This is a genomic window from Gordonia sp. NPDC003376, assembly GCF_053589235.1.
On the sequence record NZ_JBSFRM010000040.1, the window covers coordinates 22,169 to 41,683 of the forward strand.

Sequence of the window (19,515 nt, forward strand, 5' to 3'; positions counted from 1 at the left end):
CAGAGGTTTCGACACGATTCGTCGCTCCGCTCCTCATCGGCTCAACCACCAACCGCCCGTTGATGATTGAGCCGGGACCGAGCGAAGCGAGGACCCTCGAACGATGATTGAGCCGGGACCGAGCGAAGCGAGGACCCGAGTCGAAATCTCCGCAACCAGCATCGGATGCGTAACCACCTCCAAAGTGGCCGCGTTGACGAACTCGGCCGACAGAGGTTTCGACACGCCTCGTCGCTCCGCTCCTCATCGGCTCAACCACCAACCGCCCGTTGATGATTGAGCCGGGACCGAGCGAAGCGAGGACCCGAGTCGAAATCTCCGCAGCCAGCGTCGGATGCGTAACCACCTCCGGAGTGGTCACGCCGACGAACTCGGCCGACAGAGGTTTCGACACGCCTCGTCGCTCCGCTCCTCAACGGATCAACCACCAACCGCTGGCGGCTGATTGAGTAGAGACCGCGCCGCCCTACGCTCCTCGTCGGCTCAACCACCAACCGCCTCTTTCTGATTGAGCCGGAGCCGAGCCGACCAACCCTTACGTCGACGCAACTCCTGACGGCGCAGTGTTGATTGGGCAGGATTCCGACCGCTATCCCACGATCGCAGGCTCGATCCCCAGTTTTCCGGCGAGCTTGGCAAGGTAGGCCGATGCGCGTTCGACGGAGTCGTCCGGCAGGCCGTAGAGCACCGTGCTGACACCGAGAGCCCGCCAGGCGTCGAGCTTTTCGGCAACCGGTTTGAAGTCGAGGACGACGATCTGCGGGTCGCCGTCGCGTCCGGCGTCGTTCCAGATCTGTTGCAACAGTGTCACCGATCCCTCGATGTCGGCCTCGCCGGGAGTCGTGATCCAGCCGTCGGCACTGCGGGCGATCCATGTGAAGTTCTTCTCGTTCCCCGCGGCGCCGACCAGGGTGGGCAGCGTACCCTGCGGCGGCTTGGGCCAGGCCCAGCTGGGCCCGAAATCGACAAATTCGCCGTGGTATTCGGCTTCCTCGTCGGCCCAGAGCGCGCGCATCGCCTCGAGGTACTCGCGCAACATGGTGCGCCGCCGCTTCGGCGGGACGTCGTGGTCGGCGAGTTCGTCGAGATTCCAACCGAATCCGACACCGAGGGTCACCCGACCACCCGAGAGGTGGTCGAGGGTGGCGAGGGTCTTGGCGAGAGTGATCGGGTCGGACTGCACCGGCAGGGCGACCGCAGTGGCCAGGCGGATACGCTCGGTGACCGCGGCAGCCGCGGCGAGTGTGGTCCACGGGTCGAGGGTGCGCATGTACCTGTCGTCGGGCAACGACGAGTCACCGGTCTGGGGGTGCGCGGCGTCGCGGCGGGTGGGGATGTGGCCGTGCTCGGGCACGAAGTACGACGCGAAGCCGGCCTGTTCGATCAGCGGTGCCAGGATCTGCGGCGCGAGGCCGCGGTCACTGGTGAATTGCACGATCCCGAAGTCCATGGCCTCACCATAGACAGACGACTGGACACTAGTCCAGGCATACTTCCGGAAACCTCACCCCTTCGGCGAACTGATTCCACGTCTGCTCGTCGATCCGCCCGCCGGAGCGGCACACCCGCGCGGCCACCGCGTCGACGTCGATCGTCCACCACTGCAGGTCAGAGGCCCCACCGGCGTAGATGATCCCGTGGCTGTCGATGGTGGGTTCGCGCACGTACACCGACTCGGAGGTGATCGACTCGTCTGGGGCGATCGGCGCGGGCCGGGCGGGATCGGAGATGTCCCAGAGCTGAATGGTCTGGGTACCGCCGACCACCAGGGTGGTCCCGTTCTGCGCGATCGACAGCGACGTGACCCGCAGGCCCGCGGGTACGAGGGTCGGCGTGCTCTGCCCCATGCCGACCTCGCTCACCGAGATCTGCTGGTCGTCGGCACCGCCGTAGAGGTACCGGCCGTCCGGGCTGAACTCCACCGCGTTCACCGCACTGTCGTGTGAGGTGATCACCTGCACCTGCCGCGGCGCACCCGGGTCGGTCACATCCCAGCGGGTGATCCGGTGCCGGGCGTCTGCGACCGCGACACTCCTGCCGTCCGGGCTGAACGCGACGTCCTCGACGAAGCCCTCCGCCGCCGGGATCGGCGAACCGAGCGATCGGGGCGCACGCGGATCGCTCACGTCCCACAGCTGCACGGTGTTGTCAGTGGCCCCGGTGATCAGGATGTCGCGGTCCGGCGCGAAGGCCAACGGGAAGGCATGCCGGGTACCGAGCCGGAGCGTCGCGATCGCCGTCGGGCGAGCGCGATCGGAGATGTCGTACAGGTCCACCTCGCCACCGCCGGTGAATGCGGTGGCGAGGACCTCACCGGAGCGGTCGAACGCGGTGACATAACCGCCACTGGGCCGCAGGGGTCGCCGGATCCGGGAGAGTTCGGTGGGCGCCCCCGAGGTGAGATCCCACAGCAGGATGCGCTGGTCGGCGCCACTGGTCGCCAGGGTCCGGGCATCGGGACTGACCGAGGTCCGGGTGATCGGCAGACTGTGTGCAGGGGTCGGGGCGCGAGGAATGTCCCACGCTTGTACGGTGCCCGCACCGCCGGCGGTGAGCACGGTGTACGGCTGGAGTTCCAGCGCGGTGAAGAACGAACCGCCGACGGTGCGCATCGGCACGCCGAGCTCGGTGAGCATGTTGGGCGAGGCGGCGTCACCGTCGGTGGACACATCCCAGCGCCGGGCGACGCCGTCGATCCCCGCCGACACCATCGAACGACCGTCGCCGGAGAATCCGACCGTCCAGATCGCCGCACCGTGCCCGCGGACCCGGCCGAGCTGCCGGGGAGCCCGGGCATCGACCAGGGAGAACACGGCGACGGTGCCGTCGTCACGTCCGCTCGCCAGCAGCCGCCCATCGGGTGAGATCGCCACCGAATGCCATCCACTGTCGATGCCGTCGGCGATTCGGGCGATCATCACCGGCGCGGCAGGATCGCTGATGTCGATGACGCCCATCGTCCCGTCGTCGGAGCCGACCACTGCAATCGGTGCCGTGGGGCTGGTCGCGACGGTGCGCACCGGGCCGCCGAAGCCGCGAACCACCGACACCGGCTTGTATCCGGCGGGATCGGTGGTGTCCCACAGGGTGACCACGCCGTTGTCATGGGTGGACACCATGGTCCGGCCGGTGCGGTCGTACCGCACGATGTAGGCGGTCCCCGACCCGAACGGCGAGGTCAGCGTGGCTGTTCGCGAGGGGTGGGCGACGTCGGCCACATCCCACAACGCGATATGGCCGTCGCCGTCGGCCGAGGCCAGCACCTTTCCGCCGGGGGCCAGGGCCACCGAGGTGACGAACGACGAGTAGCCGCCCATCGGCGGGGACAAGGCGACGATGTCGTCGGGCGCAGCGGTCGACCACAGGCGAACCGTCTTGTCATAGCTGGCGGTGGCCAGCAGGTCGGCCTGCGAATCGACGCTCATGTCGTAGATCGCCCCGGCATGTGCCTGCCGGGCCGGCGCGGGAAGCGGTAGCTGCTGGGTCTGCAGCACCCGCATCCGGGCGACGGGATCGTCGGGATGGATCCGCCACGCACCCACCGCGAGCTGCGCGGCGAGACCCGGGTCGGTCTGTGCCAGCCGGCCCGCAGACGACAACAACGCCGAGAACCGGGCGTTGTCGCTCTCGCGACCGAGCGCGATGTTGGAGCCGATCGCGACGACCGCGGCCACCACGGAGATCACCGCCAGCAGCACCACCGCACTGATCGCGCGGCGCCGTCGACGCCGCTGCACCTCCGCGTTGCCACGGGACGCGTCCAGGAAGTCGCGGGCGGTGGTGGCCAGCATCGGGTCGTCGGCGACCTGCTCGGCCCACGCCGTGCGCGTCGGGTTGTACAGCAACGACGTGTCCCGGGACTGCCGGTCCCATTCGGCCGCGTCGGAGGTCACCCGCTCGTAGACGGGCGCGAGGTCGCGGACCTTGTCGAGCAGGTCGTCGAGGCGCGGCCAAGCGGTCAGCACCACGTCGTGGATGATCTGGACCTGCTGGTCGGAGACGGTCAACAGACGTGATTCGGCCAGGATCTCGATCACCGCCACGGTGGCGGCCGGATCGTCGCCCAGCGCGCTGAGTTCGGCGAGGGTGCGGGGCCGCCGGGCGGTGACGCCGTCGGAGATGTGGATCAGCGACAGCAACAGCCGTTCGGCGACGGTCCGCTGCCGGTGGTCGAGACCCGACCAGGTGGCCTCGGCGGTCTCCGAGATCGCCGAGCCGACGCCACCGGCGGCGTGGTAGCCGGCGACGGTGAGCATGCCGCCACCACGCCGCTCCCACATCACCGACAGCACGTGCGCGACCAGCGGCAACTGCCCGGCGCGGTCCTCGATCGGGCCACGTCGACCCGACAGGCTGCGCAGATCCGACAGGATGGTCGGTGTCAGCCCCTTGTCCACACGGATCCCCGTGCTGCGGGCCGGGGCCCCGATCACCTCTTCGAGTTCTTTGTCCGTCATCGGCGGCACCACGATCGAACGCTGCTGCCAGGCCGTGGCGAGTGGCTCGAGCACCGAACACATCTCGTACATGTCGGCGCGGGCCCCGACCACCACCACGTTGCCCGGCACGGACGCCAGAGCGGTCAGCGCCTCCATCAGCCGCTGCACCGGCTCGGCGTGCAATGACTCGCCCACCATGACCTGCTCGATCTGATCGACGACGTGCACGGTCAGATCGGGGGTGTCGACGTCCACGTGCACGTCGACAGGTTCGGGCTCGACGGGTTCGGGCTCGACGGGTTCGGCGTCGACGACCAGGTTGACCGCCAGCCGGGTGTCGACCTGCCAGTTGCGCTCGATGCGGGTACGGCCGGAGCGTTCGCCCCCGGTCGCGATCCGCGTGATCCCGGCCCGCAGCAGTGAGGACTTGCCCGCCCCGGACACCCCGGTCACGACCACCAGCGCCTGGGTGGTGTCCCGTTCGGCGTCGGCGGCCTCGATCAGATCGGCCAGTCGGGACAGCACCCGATCACGCCCGAAGAACACCTCGTGATCGGCGGCGGTCATCGCGTCGAGTCCGCGGTACGGCGACACCGCCGCCGGGATGTCCTCGGCGTCCGACCCCGGATCGGCGGCGCCGGCGGCGGCCGCCGAGGCATTCCGGTCGGCCGAGCGTGGGGCCCGCGCCGCCGACCACCATCGCTCCCATTCGGTGAGCGGCGCGGCGTCGGTGCCCTTCGACTGTGCTTGCAGGATCAACCACGCGAGGACCGGTTCGAGGGTCTCGAAGCTCGCGGGCAGATGCCGCCCGCGCCGCCAGTCCGACAGGCGCTGGACGGTGACGTCGGCGCGCCCCGGCGCCAGGCGCGCCGCGCCCTTGACGGTGTGCGCCAGGGTCGGTGACCCGGCCGCGGCGAACAACGCCAGCAGCTGTGCCCCGAACCGCCCGGCCGCATCGCCCGCGGACGTCGGCACGGACGCGGTGGACCGACCCGTCGCCATGGTTCCTTTCCCGCCGCGCCCTGTCAGCGGCGCATGCACTCAACGAATGTACGAAATCCGCCATCATCGCGCCCAACCCGAGGTCGGAATTCCGGTGTGACGGGGCCGGGTTTTCCGGACCGGAAAACTCGTCACCCCCACTGAACTGGACTTTCATCCGGATTTCCGGGCCTGCGCTGGATCCGGTCGGTCCGGACGGGATGGAATGGTCCTACTCGTCCGAAGCCCATCGGGTGACGGATCGAGTCGTCGGGGGAGCGTGCTCTCGCCGTCCGGAGAGGGGGACGGCGAGAGCACGCTTGGCGAACTGGGGGGTGGGGTTCCGGACATCGAGGGGCTGTCCGGAACCCACCGCTCGACATCGGCAGGGCCCCCGCTACACGCGCGGCGCGAGCCTACGGCCGGCATCGCGGAAGATCCCGTTGCCCGCCGTTGTCCGGCTCACCGCATCGGCGGCGAGGACCACCGCACCAGATGTCCAACAACTCTTCTCCACCGGCCAGCGCTTGCCGTCGGCGAACACCAGACCGGTCCAGTACGAGCCGTCCGGGTCACGCAGATGCTGGATCGAGGAGATGAGCTCGATCGCATCGCCGGTGTCGCCCAGCGCGTCGAGGGCCAGCGCCAGCTCACTCGTCTCCGCCCCGGTCACCCACGGCCGGTGGTCGACGCAACGGATACCGAGCCCCGGCACCACGAACTCGTCCCAGCGCCGCGCGATCAGTTCCTGGCCCGCCCGCCCGCGGATCGCTCCGCCGAGCACCGGGTAATACCAGTCCATCGAATGCTCGGACGGCTCCTCGAAGACCTCTGGGCGCGCGGTGAACGCGTCGTCGAGAGCCTCGAGGGCACGCACCCAGTCGTCGTCGGGCTGTCTCATCTCGGCGGCGATCCGGATCGCACAGTCCAGCGACTGGTAGATGCTCGCGTTGCCGGTGACGAGTGCCTCGTCGAACATCGCGTGGGTACGGTGGTCGCCACCCCATCGGAATGCGCCGTCGGGTCGCTGGAACCGGCACACGAGGTCGATCGCCGACCACACCACCGGCCACATGCGTTCGAGGAACGCCGTGTCGCCGGTGATGAGGTAGTGGTGCCATACCCCGACCGCGATGTAGGCGCAGAAGTTGGAGTCGATTCCCGGGTCGGTGATCTCGCCCTGCACGATCGTGATCGGCCAGGAACCGTCGGGGCGCTGATTCCGCCGCGACCAGTCGTAGGCGGCCTCCGCCTCGGCGACGAAGCCGGTGACGCTCAGCGCCATCGCCGACTCGACGTGGTCCCACGGGTCGGTCTTGCCCCCCGGGAACCACGGCAGCGCCCCCGACTCCTCCTGCATGCCGACGATGGCCGAACCGGTGGCGACGACCTGCTGGGCCGTCAGCACACCGGCGACCGCCGGTGCGGTGGTCATCGACCGACCGTCACTGCGGCTTGCGCAGATACAGCGCGACCGACTTCCCGATCACCGGGTTGAGCACCTGCTCGCCGACCCGGGTGAGCCACGGCTTGCTCATCATGTCCCACACCAGCAACTGGTGATAGCCCTTGACCAGCGGGTTGTCGTCGTTGTCGACGCCGACGGCGCACTTGAGCCACCAGTAGGGGGCGTGCAGGGCGTGGGCGTGTCCGGTGCCGGTGACCTCGAGGCCGGCGGCGGACAGCTTGCCGGCGAGCTCGGAGGCCTTGTAGATGCGGACGTGACCGCCCTCCACCTCGTGGTACTCGTCCGACAGCGCCCAGCACACCTTCTCCGGCCAGTACCGCGGCACGGTCACCGCGGCCAGCCCACCCGGCTTGAGGATGCGCACCATCTCGGCGATCGCGGCCTCGTCGGAGGGGATGTGCTCGAGGATCTCCGACATCAGCACCACGTCGAACGAGTTGTCGGCGTAGGGCAGCCGCAGCGCGTCACCCACCTCGGCGCGCGCCTTGGCGCTGGCCGGGACATGTCCCTCGGCCATCATCGCGTCGAACATCTCCGCGACGTCGGCCATGTCCGACTCGGACTGGTCGAAGGCGATGACGTCGGCACCACGGCGGAACATCTCGTACGAATGGCGGCCCTGACCGGCCCCGATGTCGATCGCCTTGGTCTGCGGTCCGACACCCAATCGGTCGAAGTCAACTGTCAGCACGCACGTGTCCCCTCTGTCTGTGCCCGGGCGGTCCCGGCTTTCGTCAACCCGGCCCTGTCCAACCCGGCCCTGTCCAACCCGGCCCTGTCCAACACCGTCTGGTAGTGCGCGGCGGTCTTCGCCGCGACCGCTGCCCAGCTGTAGCGCTCCTCCACCCGCTCACGCGCCGCGACCGACATCGCCGACCGTGCATCGGCGGTGTCGAGCAACCGCCCGATCGCCTGGGCGAGGGCGCCGGAGTCGCGCGGCGGCACCAGTGTTGCCGCGCACCCGTCGGTGCCGACCACCTCGGGGATGGCCCCGGCACGGGTCGCCACCAGCGGGGTGCCACAGCTCATCGCCTCGACGGCGGGCAGCGAGAACCCCTCGTACAGCGACGGCACGCACGCGACCTCGGCGGTCGCGAGCAGTCCGGCCATCTCCTCGTCGGTGAGACCGGACACGACGTTCACGCGGTCGCCGATGGCGAGCTCGTCGATCAGCGTCGCCGACGGTCCGTCGGGGTCGAGTTTGGACACCAAGGTCAGGCTGACGTCGCGTTCGGAGGCAAGTTTCGCGATCGCCTCCAGCAGATAGGAAACCCCCTTGAGTGGGGCGTCGGCGCTGGCCACACACACCACCCGGCCCGGGATGCGCTCGGCACCGGGGGTGAACACCTCGGTGTCGACGCCGAGCGGGATGGTGGTGATCCGGCCGGCCGGGATGTCGAAGGCCTTGCGGATGTCCACCTCGCTGCTGCGTGAGACGGTCAGCAGTTCCGGAATCCGCCGCGACACCAGCCCCTGCATCCGCAGGAAGGAGTGCCAGCGCCACGCGGTGACCTTGCGCCATCCCTTCGCCGCCTTCACCGCGAGCGTGCGGTCACGGGTGATCGGATGATGGATCGTCGCGATCAGCGGGAAACCCGCCTGCTGGATCCGCAGCAGGCCGTAGCCGAGGCACTGATTGTCGTGCACGATGTCGAAGTCGTCACGACGGTCGGCGAGCAGACGGGCCGCCCGCAACGAAAAGGTCAGTGGCTCACCGAAACCCGCGGTCCACATGGCGCCGACCTCGAGCAGGTCGATCCAGTCGCGGTACTCCCCCGGCCGCGGTGTACGGAACGGATCGGGTTCTTCGTAGAGGCCCAGACTCGGCACCTTGGTGAGGACGACACCCGCATCGATCGCGGCCTGGTCGAGTTCCGGATACGGCTGCCCGGAGAAGATCTCCACCTGGTGGCCCAACAGCGCCAGCTCCCGGCTCAGATGCCGAACGTAGACGCCCTGACCCCCGCAATGCGGCTTGCTGCGATAGGACAGCAGTGCGACGCGCACACGTCCCCCCTTCTGTGGCGATTCGATGATCCTACTGAGCTGATCGGTTCGGTCTGCGTTGATCGGTCTGCGTTGATCGGTCTGCGTTGATCGGTCTGCGTTGATCGGTCCGGGGTGATAGGTCGGCGGGTTCAGTCCTCGGCGGCGGCATTCTCCAGCGCACCGATGTCCACCAGCTTCACACGTCGGCGCCCGGCGGGCTTGCCGGCGCCGCGTTCTGCCTGGTCGATCCGCTTCCAGCCGGCGAGGTCGATCCGCGTGGCGCCACGGTCGGCGACCAGAGCAGCGACGTCGTCGCGACTGGTCTTGGGTTCCGGCAGGGCGTCGGCGATGAAGTCGGCGAGCAGCGATCCGGCGGTCTCGTGCCCGCACATCCGATTGCGGCCGATGCCGCCGGTGGCGCCCCGCTTGATCCACCCCGCCACGTACAGCCCGGGGATGACGTCGCCGTCGGCGGCGGCCAGTACCCGACCCGCGGCGTTGGGGACCACCGCGGCCGTCTCGTCGAACGGCAGGTCGGTGATCGGCACACCGCGATAGCCGATGGCGCGCAGCACGATCGACGCATCGACGTCGAAAACGTCCTCGGTCGGGGTGATGGCCGCCCGCGCCGAGCCGTCCACGTAGACGTTGCGGACGCAGTGCACGGTCTCGGCCTTGCCGTCGCCGCCGATCGACACCGGTGAGGTGAGGAAGCGGAAGACGATGCGCTTGTTGCCGGGGGTGGTGGGCCGCTCGGCGAACTCACGGGCCAGGCGGATCTTGGTCGCGATCGTCGAGTCGAGGGTCCCAGCGTCCTGGGCGGCCCGGGTGGCCGGATCGAGGGTGAGTTCGTCGGGGTCGACGACCACGTCGACCCCCTCGACGTCGCCGAGCGCGAGGAATTCGCTGTTGGTGTAGGCCGCCTGGGCGATACCCCGGCGGCCCAGCAGCACCACCTCGGTGATCGACGAGTCCCGCAGCGCTGCCAGCGCGTGGTCGGCGATGTCGGTCGCGGCCAACTCGTCGGGGTCGCTGACCAGGATGCGGGCGACGTCGAGCGCGACGTTGCCGTTACCGACCACCACCGCGCGCTCACCGGACAGGTCGACGGCGAGGTCGGCGTGGTCGGGATGGCCGTTATACCAGGCGACGAAGTCGGTGGCAGGCAGCGAACCGGGCAGGTCCTCCCCCTCGATGCCGAGACGCTTGTCGGTGGGGGCACCGGAGGCGTAGATCACCGCGTTGTAGCGCTCGGCGAGTTCGTCCTGGCTGATGTGCTTGCCCACCTCCACGTTGAGGAAGTAGGTGAAGTTCTTCTTGGACGCCACCGAGGCGAAGGTCGACTCGACCCCTTTGGTCGCGGCGTGGTCGGGGGCGACACCGGCGCGGACCAGACCGTACGGAGTGGGCAGCCGGTCGAACATGTCGACGGCGACCTGCTGTCGGCGGACGAGCTCCTCGGCAGCATAGAACGCCGCGGGCCCGGCGCCGACGATCGCGACGTGCAGCGGACGATCCGGCAGCTGCGGCGACTTCTTCGGCGGGACCAGCCCACCCTCGACGTCGTGGTCGGTGTAGTAGTCCGCGTTGATCTGCAGATACGGCTCGTCGCGCTCCTCGAGCTGGTCGTCGGGGACGATGGCCTCGACGGGACACTCGTCGATGCACGCACCGCAGTCGATGCAGGTCTCCGGATCGATGTACAGCATCTCGGCGGTGAAGAACTCCGGTTCGTCCGGCGTGGGGTGGATGCAGTTCACCGGACACACACTCACGCACGAGGAGTCGTTGCAACACGGTCGTGTGATCACATGCGCCATCTGGGGTTTCCTTGCCTCAGTCCTCGTGGAACGTGTTCTAGTTTGGTGGGCTGACACTATCCTATACGGTGCGATCCGGGTCACTCTGGGTATCGTGTCCGCGTGACCCCATCTGAGCCCGACATGCTCGCGCACCTGCCGGATCGCAAGGAGGGCGCACAGTTCTTCGAGGTCGACTACCGCGTCCGCACCGGTGACGTGGATCAGCAGATGAGGGTGCGGCTCGATGCGGTCGCGCGGTATCTGCAGGATGTCGCCAACGACAATCTCGAGGCGAGCAACCTCGGCCACCTCGACCCGTTCTGGATCGTGCGACGCACCGTGATCGACGTGATCCGGCCGTTCTCCTGGCCCGCGTCGGTCACCGCACAACGCTGGTGCGGGTCGCTGTCGACCCGCTGGTCCAACATGCGGGTCCGACTGACCGCCGACCACGAGACCAATCGGTTCAACCCCGAGGCACGGGAGCCGGGTCTGATCGAGACCGAGGCGTTCTGGATCAACGTGAACGACCAGGGCATGCCGTCCCGGATCTCCGACGAGTCGTTCGAGTTGCTCTCGTCGATGACCGACGAGCACCGGCTGCGGTGGCGGGCGATGAACCCCGAACAGCCACCGGCCCCGGACACAGCGTTGCCCGATCGCGAGCACGTATTGCGCAGCACCGATTTCGATCCGTTCAAACACCTCAACAACGCCGCCTACCTGGAGGCGGTCGAGGACGAGTTGATCGGGCACGCCGACCTGATCGACGGTCCGCACCGGCTGGTGATCGAGTACCTGCGGCCCATCGTGCCCGGCACCCCGATCACACTGCGCCGGGTGCGTGAACCCGACCAGCTGCTGGTGTGGATGATGATGCCGTCGGCCGACGATCCCGATGTCGTGCAGGTGGCCGCGACGGTGTCGGTGACGCGGCGCCCGGACTGACCGCGTAGCCCGATCCGGCCCCGGCTCCGTCGACCGCCGATCAGCCGAGGCGTAGCCGCAGGATCTGTCCGGTCTCGCTGCCCGCCAGCAGGTTTCGCGGATGCCCGGGGATCGTGGCCACCGATGTGAGCGGGGTGCCGAGCGTCGAGGTGCACACCTCGCGGGTCGTGAGGTCGACGATGTGCAGCTGCCCGGTGGTGGACGCGACGGCGAGCGTGTTCTCGTCGAGTGCGGCGAGGTCGTCGAGGATCCCCGGCAGCGGCGAGGTGAGGTCGGCGGCGGCGGAGGCCCGGGCGGGATCGTCGAGCGGCACGCGCAGGACTCGTCCCGTGGCGCTGAATGTCAGTGTGACGTAGAGGTTATCTCCGACGATGACCGCGCCGTTGACGCCGGTGCCGTCCACTGTGGACGTGGGGGCGAGATTCTTCGGTGCGGCCGCCGACCACGCCGTGTCGAGCCGCCCGTTCGGGGAGATCCGCAGTACCCCGAGGCGGCCGTCGGCGACGTAGACCGCACCGTCATCGGCCACCGCGAGTCCGTTGGGCATCCCGAGACCGGTGGCGAACACCTTCGGAACCGGTTGGCGCACATCCGGATCGATGGTGACGATGGTTCCGGTGAGCGCGGTGCCGGGAACCATGTTGACCGTGGAGTCGCCGGTGGCGACATACAGCAGGCCATCGGGTCCACGCCGGATCGCGCCGGGGGCGTCGACATGTACCGACGCGGTGCGCGCACCGTGGGAATCGTAGTGCTCCACCGTGTTCGAGAACGTACGCGTCACCCACAGGCCGCCGTCGGTGTCGGCGAGGAGGTTCTCGGCCCAGCCGGTGGCCCCCGGGGTGGGGATCAGGTGCTGCGCGGTGACCGCCGGACACACCCGTGCCGCGGCGGCCGGCCCGGCGCCGATCGTCCCCAGCCCGGTCACCCCCATCCCGGTCACCCCTATCCCGGTCACCCCTATCCCGGTCACCGCAGTCCCCATCATGACGGTCCCCATCAGCGCGGTGATGGTCACGCGCGCAGTCGATCTCACCCCGGACAGCTTGTTCCGCATCGTCTCCCCCTGTGTCACATCGATCGGTGTCGTTCGGTCGTCACTACTGCCCACCGTTGAGCAGTAACTCCATCAGCTTGGTCGGCGCGGCGCACGGGTCGGCCGATGCCGACCCGCCGATCGGTTCCACCCAGAACGTGTAGACGCCTCGGCTCGGTGCACGGGTGGTGACGCCACAGACATTGGGGCGACGGGGATCGCGCTGCGTGAAGGCGGCCTGCCCGACGACCTTGACGTTCTCGGTGACATACCCGAGCTTCTTGCCGGTTTCCTTCTCCACGTTGAGGTTTCCCCACTCGAACCAGTTGAAGGTCACGTTGGCGGCGACCGGTCCGTCGACGATCCATCGACAGATGGCGCCGTTGAAGGTCGACGACGCCGACGTCCCGCCGACCGCCTTGGCGATCTGCGCGTCACTCAGGATCTGACATTCCAGGGTGAGCTGGTCGAACTGGTCGGTGTCGACGTTGCCGGACGTTCCGTGTCCACCCTGACCGACTGCCACGGCATCACCGTCGACGGCGCGGGCACACCCCGCCAGGACGGCGACGATCACCGCGAGGATCGCCAACCAGACCGCCGGGCGGCGGTGGCGGCGAGTCATTTCGCCCGCTCGATCGACATGGTGGCCAACTGTTTGGCCGCGTCGCAGATGGCCTGGGTGTCGGCGGCCTCACCGGAGGCGACCAGTCCGCGGCTCAGCGACCATTCGAAGAAATCGGCGCCGAAGGCGATGCCGATCTCACAGATCCCGGTGTCGTAGGCGATGAAGCCCTTGTGCCCGGAGATGTCGATGTCGGTGGTGGATTCGCGGGAGAGCTGTTCGGTGGCACGCTCCCGGCCGATCGGTGAACCCCGATACCAGTTGAACGAGGCCACGGCGCCGGTCCGGCTGATCCCGACTCCCCACTCGCAGACCGACGGATTGTCGATGTTCAGCGTCATCGCACCGAACCCGGAGAGCCGGCTGACCTCCTCGGTGGTCACGCCACCGCATTCACCGAAAAACGGTCCGCCGCCGGCCGGCCCCGGCGCCTCGGGCGTGTTGCGTGCCCCCGACGCCGTGCTGTCCGACCCGGAGGAACAGGAGCTGAACAGCAGCGCGACGGCGACCATCGTGACGATCAGGCCGAGCAATCCGCCGGTGCTGCGGAACCGGTCGAGATCACGGCGTTCGCGTTTGGTGGGTCGGCCCGCGCCGCGGTCGCGACGTGGCTGCGAGGCGACGATCTCGCGCGACGGGGGCGGCGGCGAATGGTCGATGTAGCACTCGGCGGCCAGCGGCGCCGACACCCGTTTGGCGATCAGCCTGGTGACCTCGACGATGCGCTCACGACCGTCGAGCCGTATCTGGACACGGTCGCCGACGGCGACGTGCTGGGCCGGTTTGGCGGTCACGTCGTTGACCCGGACGTGCCCGGCGCGGCAGGCGGCACCGGCAGCAGAACGGGTCTTGGTGAGGCGGATCGCCCAGATCCAACTGTCGACGCGGGTGGACGCCATCTACTTCCGCCGGGTCAGCAGGTAGAAGCCGCCGCCGAGCGCGACGAGGGCGAAGACGATCGCGAGCCACTCGGCACCGAAGATCCAGAGCAACACGAAGATCGCGATTCCCGGCGACACCGCGAGCACACTCATCACCGGATGCTGACGCACCACCTGGGTGAGCGCCTTGCTCCTGTTCGGGTCGATGGCCATGATCCGTCCGTCTCCTGGTTCGGCGAGCGGCCCGGGGCGCGCTGCGATGGGCGGGTGATGCCCTGTCCACTGTATCGAACCGGGCGGTGCTCACCCCTCGCGAAACGACGACGACGCGGCGGCGATCCGGGCGACCACCGCGTCGTCGTCGGCGGACAGGGTCCGCAAGGCCGACCGCGCCGCGTCACCGGGGATCTCGACGAGCGCCTGGGTGAGCCTGATCCGCAGCGCGGTGTCGGTGGGGTGGGCGGCCAGTTCGGCGGTCAGCGCGCCGACGATCCGGTCGGCGAGCCGAGTTCCGCACCGTTCCGACGCCATCGCGCCGAGGATCTCGGCGGCCTCGACGTCGGTGACACCGGCGACGACCAGGTCGATCAGGACCGTGACCGCGGCGATTCCCCCACGCCGGCCGACAGTGCGAGCGGCGAGACCACGGATCTCCGGGTCGGTGTCGCCGAGCGCCTCGGTGAGGGCTGCGGTGGCATCCGCACCGTCGATCTCGGCGAGCGCCCGCACCGCGCGGCGCCGGACGGCCGGATCGTCGGAGCCCAGCCCCATGCGGAGCCCGGCCACGACGTCGTCGGCCGCGCGTGCGAGAGCCCCTCGCGCCAAGGCCCATCGCAGGGCGCCGGCGGTGTTGGTTTCGTCCTCGGCGAGCACCGCGTCGACCAGCAATCCCACCGGTGGCGCCTCGGCGGGTGGACTCAGCGCAGCGCGTTGTCGGCGTCCGGCGTCGGGGGCGGTGAGCTCGCGCATCAGTGCGACGATCCGCAGGACATCGGTCCAGTCGTCGGGTGCCGCGGCGTCGACGGCACGCAGCCGGTCGAGGAGTTCGTGTTCGCGCCGCAGACGCTCCTCGGTGGTGCGGATCAGGTCGCCCACCAGGGCGTCCGGGGTGAACTGCGGATCGGCAAGCGCATCGGCGATCTGCCGCAACGACATCCCGAGGGACCGCAGTCCCTCGACGTGGAAGATGCGGCGGACGTCGTCGTCGGTGTAGTCGCGGTAGTTGCCGCCGGTCCGGCCGCTCGGGCTGACCAGCCCCAGGTTGTCGTAGTGCCGGAGCATCCGGGTGCTCACCCCGGAGAACCGGGCGACCTCACCGATGCGCATGCCGTCTCCTCATCGGAATTCCGCGCTCAGCGCGAGTTGTGCGCGCCGAAGGCTCTTACGCACCTCGCGCCCTCCGCGGTGGCGCTCGGCCGACAGTTCGTCGACCAGCCAGACGCGCTGATCGTCGGGGACCAGGATGACCGCGGCCCGCCAGGCGCTCTGGGCGACGTCGTCGTCAGGGTCGTGAAGCAGTCCGGCGGTGATCAGTTCCCACGTCGACGGGTCCCCGATCTTGGACAGCGTGTGCAGTGCCTGGCTCCGCATCTGCGGACTCGTCGACCGGACAGCCTCGGCGAGGTGCGGCACGGTGAGTTCCGCGGGCTGTCGCGTGAGCGCCCAGACCAGCATGTCGCGGACGAAGAAGTCCGGTTCCACACCGCTGCGGTCGACGAGGAGCCCGATCAGCGACGGGTCGCCGTCGGTGCCCGCGGTCATTGCCGCGGACAGTCGGGTGGACGGGTTGTCGGCGCAGAGTGCTGCAGCGATCCGCGCAGCGGTCGGGGTGGTGGGGTCGGTTGTCGGGTTGATGGGGATCATCGTTCACCTCCTGACGACGAGTCCACACCTTGACATCGTGTCAAGGTCAAGAGGCGAGTCGTCAAGCGGCGTGTCGTCCCCGCCGACAGGAATGTCCCGCGAGCCGGGCACAGCGACCCGGTCCGCGGGACATGTCGGGGCGAACGAGAAGGATCAGGCGGCGTCGACGATCGGGGTCTCACCACTGTTGTCGGCGGTGGGGTCGGCGGTGGCGGATCCGGTGCCGGAGTCCTGGTCGGTGCTCTCTCCCGGGTCCGTGCCGGCGGAGCCGCCGGTCTCCGACGGCTCCGACTCCTCCGATGTGGTGAGCTCGGGCGACGTCCTCGTGGTCCGCGTCGGCCTGCTCGTCGTGGTCGCGTCGTCGTCGGCGTCATCCGACTCGGTGGTCGTCGGGACCGCGGCGAGCGGCGACCGCGTCGCGGTGGACGGGCTGGTGCTCGCCGACACCGACCGTGCCACCTGCGACCGCGTCGTGACCGACGTGGTGGTCGCGCCGGTCAGGGCCGAGGTGGACGAGGTGAACGGACCGACGGTCGGCAGACCGAACGGGAACTCGATCTGCGGGATGGAGACGATCGGAAGGATCTGCGTGCTGTCGAGGTCACCGAGGTCGATGGTCGGCAGGGCCAGACGATTCGGACGGTCGGCGCCGTTGATGTTCGCGGTCGGGAAGAGGGTGATCCGCGACCCCAGCCAGTCGATGGTGACCGGCTCCGAGATGCCGTAGTCACTGGTCAGCGCCAGTAACGACGATCCGCCGAGCGACAGCCGGACGACGTCCTTGCTGAGCGACAGCCCGCGACCGTTGAACAGCCCGTCGAGTGCGTTGGTGAGCGTGTCGGCGGGATCCGCCAAGATCGCCGTCGGGTCGGTCAGCGCGAACTGCACCTGCGGGATGGACTGCAGCTGATCGAGCTTGACGTCGAGGGTGCCCAGCACGTTTGCGCACGCGCCCACCTTCTCCGCGTAGGCCGCGGTGAGACCTCCGTAGCAACTGACGTGCTGGATCGCCGGAAGCGATCCCAGTGGGAGCGTGAAGATCTCGACCGGGATCTCGCTGGTCGTCCACGCATTCGCCGTACCCACCAGCGCGAACGCGAACGCGGTACGCCCATCGGAGGCCCCGGCCGTGGCGACACTGATCGGCAGATAGGCGATCGCTGTGGCCTTGCCGCCACCGGACGCCAGCGCGAATTGGAATCCGTCGCCGATCACCGTCGCACTGCCCTCGGCAACCGCTGCGTCCGGGACGGGGATGGTCACACCGAGGAACTTCCCGTCGTTGCCGACGGCCCAATCCGGGACCGAGTCGAACAGTGATTGAGCCGGTCGGTAGACCGCATCCGGCACCAGGTCGATCGTCGACGGGAGCACCACAGCCACACCCGCGCCCGTCGAGCCCGTGCAGTCGGCACCGCCGTTGACGGGACCACCGTCGGACGTGGATGCGCACAGTTCGAGGCGCCACTGGTCTGCGAGGCCCTGCGTCAAGGCGTTCTCGGCGAGCGCAGCGATCACATTTCCGATCGAACCGGTGGCGTCGGGGAGCCCCGGGAGCGCAGCCCTTCCCTGGCCGGCACCCATGGCCGAGCCGAAGGTGAGGACGAGCGCGGACATCGTGGCCACGAGCACAACCATCGTCCGCGCATATGACCGAGGAGGCATCGGCATCGTCATGTGATCTCCATCTCCCGTTTCCTGAGGGCAAGCTGAGATAGTAGAACACGACTTATAGGGCATACGTGTGCAGGTTCAACAAGTTCAGACTTGCGCACGGAAAAGAACCTGCCGCCCGACAGAAATGTTGCGGTCTCGAAAACGTCGATGTCGGGCACGTTAACGCCCGAGAAGGCGGGCTTATGGTGCGGAAATGACCTCTTCCGCGACTCGGTCCCGCACGAGCCCGACCCCCGGCCGACCGCGCCTGACCGAGCCCCGCCGCCGAGGCACCACCGGCCGGGAGGAGATCCTCGACGCGGCCGCCGAACTCTTCGTCCGGCACGGGTACAGCGGGACGTCGACCCGGATGATCGCAGAGGCCGTCGGCATCCGCCAGGCCTCGATGTACCACTACTTCAAGAACAAGGACGACATCCTCGCCACGCTGCTCGACAGCACTGTGCTCGCCTCGCTCGATCACGCCAGGACGCTGCTGGCCGCCGACGGTCCGGCACAGGACCGACTCCTCGATCTCGCGCGCTTCGACACCCAGCAACTCGTCGACGCCGAGTGGAACCTGGGCTCGCTGTATCTCCTCCCCGAGGTCGCCGACGATCGCTACGCCGACTTCCGCTCCGCCCGAGTCGAGTTGGCCGACTGCTACGAAAAGCTCGCCATCGCGGCCATCGGCAACCCCTACGATGCGCGGCGGCTTCTCCCCTTCCGACTGGTGGAGTCGGTGATCATGGTCCGGTCCGACGAGGAGCGCAGGGAACTCGCCGACCACACCGCCGCCGAATTCGTCGACACGATCATCGACGCGATCGCCGCCATACTGAAGTAGTAACCCTGTGCCCGTTGATGATTGATCCGGACCTTCTACGATGATTGAGCCGGGACCGAGCATCGCGACGACCCCCGAACGATGATTGAGCCGGGACCAAGCATCGCGACGACCCCCGAACGATGATTGAGCCGGGACCGAGCGAAGCGAGGACCCGAGTCGAAATCTCCCCAGCCTACGTCGGGTGCGTGACCACCTGCGAGGTGGTCATGTTGACGAACTCGGCCGACAGAGGTTTCGACACGCCTCGTCGCTCTGCTCCTCATCGGCTCAACCACCAACAGCCCGTTGCTGATTGAGCGAGGACCCCCGAACGATGATTGAGCGAGACCCGCCCTGGACGATGATTGAGCCGGGACCGAGCGAAGCGAGGACCCGAGTCGAAATCTCCACAGCCAACGTCGGATGCGTAACCACCTCCAGAGTGGTCACGCCGGCGAACTCGGCCGACAGAGGTTTCGACACGCCTCGTCGCTTCGCTCCTCATCGGCTCAACCACCAACAGCCTCTTGCTGATTGAGCCGGGACCGAGCGAAGCGAGGACCCCCCGAACGATGATTGAGCCGGGACCAAGCATCGCGACGACCCCCGAACGATGATTGAGCCGGGACCGAGCGAAGCGAGGACCCGAGTCGAAATCTCCACAGCCAACGTCGGATGCGTGACCACCTCCGAGGTGGTCATGTTGACGAACTCGGCCGACAGAGGTTTCGACACGCCTCGTCGCTCTGCTCCTCATCGGCTCAACCACCAACAGCCCGTTGCTGATTGAGCGAGGACCCCCGAACGATGATTGAGCGAGACCCGCCCTGGACGATGATTGAGCCGGGACCGAGCGAAGCGAGGACCCGAGTCGAAATCTCCACAGCCAACGTCGGATGCGTGACCACCTCCAGAGTGGTCACGCCGGCGAACTCGGCCGACAGAGGTTTCGACACGCCTCGTCGCTTCGCTCCTCATCGGCTCAACCACCAACAGCC

The 19,515-nt window shown here is 68.5% G+C and carries 15 protein-coding genes; 2 read left to right on the forward strand and 13 right to left on the reverse strand.

The genetic code is table 11. The features are described 5' to 3' along the window. Positions 1–589: 589 nt before the first annotated feature. From ACWDUA_RS24025 to ACWDUA_RS24050, 6 genes are all read right to left on the reverse strand, one after another. On the reverse strand, positions 590–1,450 hold the full coding sequence (locus ACWDUA_RS24025) for an LLM class F420-dependent oxidoreductase (protein ID WP_449753536.1): 861 nt from the start codon (positions 1,448–1,450) through the stop codon (positions 590–592). A gap of 28 nt (positions 1,451–1,478) precedes the next feature. After that, on the reverse strand, positions 1,479–5,441 hold the full coding sequence (locus ACWDUA_RS24030; protein WP_449753537.1) for an nSTAND1 domain-containing NTPase: 3,963 nt from the start codon (positions 5,439–5,441) through the stop codon (positions 1,479–1,481). Between the two features lie 376 nt (positions 5,442–5,817). Then, positions 5,818–6,855 (reverse strand): prenyltransferase, encoded by a 1,038-nt coding sequence (locus ACWDUA_RS24035; RefSeq protein ID WP_449753538.1) that lies wholly within the window; start codon positions 6,853–6,855, stop codon positions 5,818–5,820. A gap of 10 nt (positions 6,856–6,865) precedes the next feature. Then, entirely contained in the window at positions 6,866–7,579 is a 714-nt protein-coding gene (locus ACWDUA_RS24040; protein ID WP_449753539.1) for a class I SAM-dependent methyltransferase, read from the reverse strand. Next, complete coding sequence (locus tag ACWDUA_RS24045) at positions 7,573–8,895, reverse strand: glycosyltransferase family 4 protein (RefSeq protein WP_449753540.1); 1,323 nt, start codon at positions 8,893–8,895, stop codon at positions 7,573–7,575. The genes ACWDUA_RS24040 and ACWDUA_RS24045 overlap by 7 nt, the downstream gene beginning before the upstream one ends. Before the next feature lie 131 nt (positions 8,896–9,026). After that, a complete protein-coding gene (locus ACWDUA_RS24050) occupies positions 9,027–10,697 on the reverse strand; it encodes an FAD-dependent oxidoreductase (RefSeq protein ID WP_449753541.1) in 1,671 nt (556 codons plus the stop codon). Between the two features lie 123 nt (positions 10,698–10,820). Here ACWDUA_RS24050 and ACWDUA_RS24055 point away from each other — a divergent pair, with 123 nt between their 5' ends. Further along, positions 10,821–11,627 (forward strand): acyl-[acyl-carrier-protein] thioesterase, encoded by an 807-nt coding sequence (locus ACWDUA_RS24055; RefSeq protein ID WP_449753550.1) that lies wholly within the window; start codon positions 10,821–10,823, stop codon positions 11,625–11,627. A gap of 40 nt (positions 11,628–11,667) precedes the next feature. Here the strand turns inward: ACWDUA_RS24055 and ACWDUA_RS24060 are convergent, their stop codons facing one another. From ACWDUA_RS24060 to ACWDUA_RS24090, 7 genes are all read right to left on the reverse strand, one after another. Further along, on the reverse strand, positions 11,668–12,645 hold the full coding sequence (locus ACWDUA_RS24060) for an SMP-30/gluconolactonase/LRE family protein (protein WP_449753542.1): 978 nt from the start codon (positions 12,643–12,645) through the stop codon (positions 11,668–11,670). Positions 12,646–12,727: 82 nt separating this feature from the next. After that, positions 12,728–13,288: a DUF3558 domain-containing protein gene (locus ACWDUA_RS24065; RefSeq protein ID WP_449753543.1), complete on the reverse strand. Its 561-nt coding sequence runs from the start codon at positions 13,286–13,288 to the stop codon at positions 12,728–12,730. Beyond that, entirely contained in the window at positions 13,285–14,187 is a 903-nt protein-coding gene (locus tag ACWDUA_RS24070) for a DUF3558 family protein (protein ID WP_449753544.1), read from the reverse strand. Before ACWDUA_RS24070 ends, ACWDUA_RS24065 begins: the two co-directional genes overlap by 4 nt. Continuing rightward, a complete protein-coding gene (locus tag ACWDUA_RS24075) occupies positions 14,188–14,382 on the reverse strand; it encodes a hypothetical protein (RefSeq protein WP_449753545.1) in 195 nt (64 codons plus the stop codon). It abuts the gene before it with no gap. Between the two features lie 90 nt (positions 14,383–14,472). Then, the gene (locus ACWDUA_RS24080) at positions 14,473–15,495 is read right to left on the reverse strand and encodes a MerR family transcriptional regulator (protein WP_449753546.1); all 1,023 of its coding nucleotides are present in this window, start codon (positions 15,493–15,495) and stop codon (positions 14,473–14,475) included. Between the two features lie 9 nt (positions 15,496–15,504). Then, positions 15,505–16,032, reverse strand: coding sequence for a HEAT repeat domain-containing protein (locus ACWDUA_RS24085; protein WP_449753547.1), 528 nt, complete (start codon positions 16,030–16,032; stop codon positions 15,505–15,507). 153 nt (positions 16,033–16,185) lie between these two features. Next, a complete protein-coding gene (locus tag ACWDUA_RS24090; RefSeq protein ID WP_449753551.1) occupies positions 16,186–17,649 on the reverse strand; it encodes a hypothetical protein in 1,464 nt (487 codons plus the stop codon). Between the two features lie 253 nt (positions 17,650–17,902). Between ACWDUA_RS24090 and ACWDUA_RS24095 the strand changes: the two genes are divergently transcribed. Next, a complete protein-coding gene (locus ACWDUA_RS24095; protein WP_449753548.1) occupies positions 17,903–18,535 on the forward strand; it encodes a TetR/AcrR family transcriptional regulator in 633 nt (210 codons plus the stop codon). The last annotated feature ends 980 nt before the right edge of the window (positions 18,536–19,515 follow it).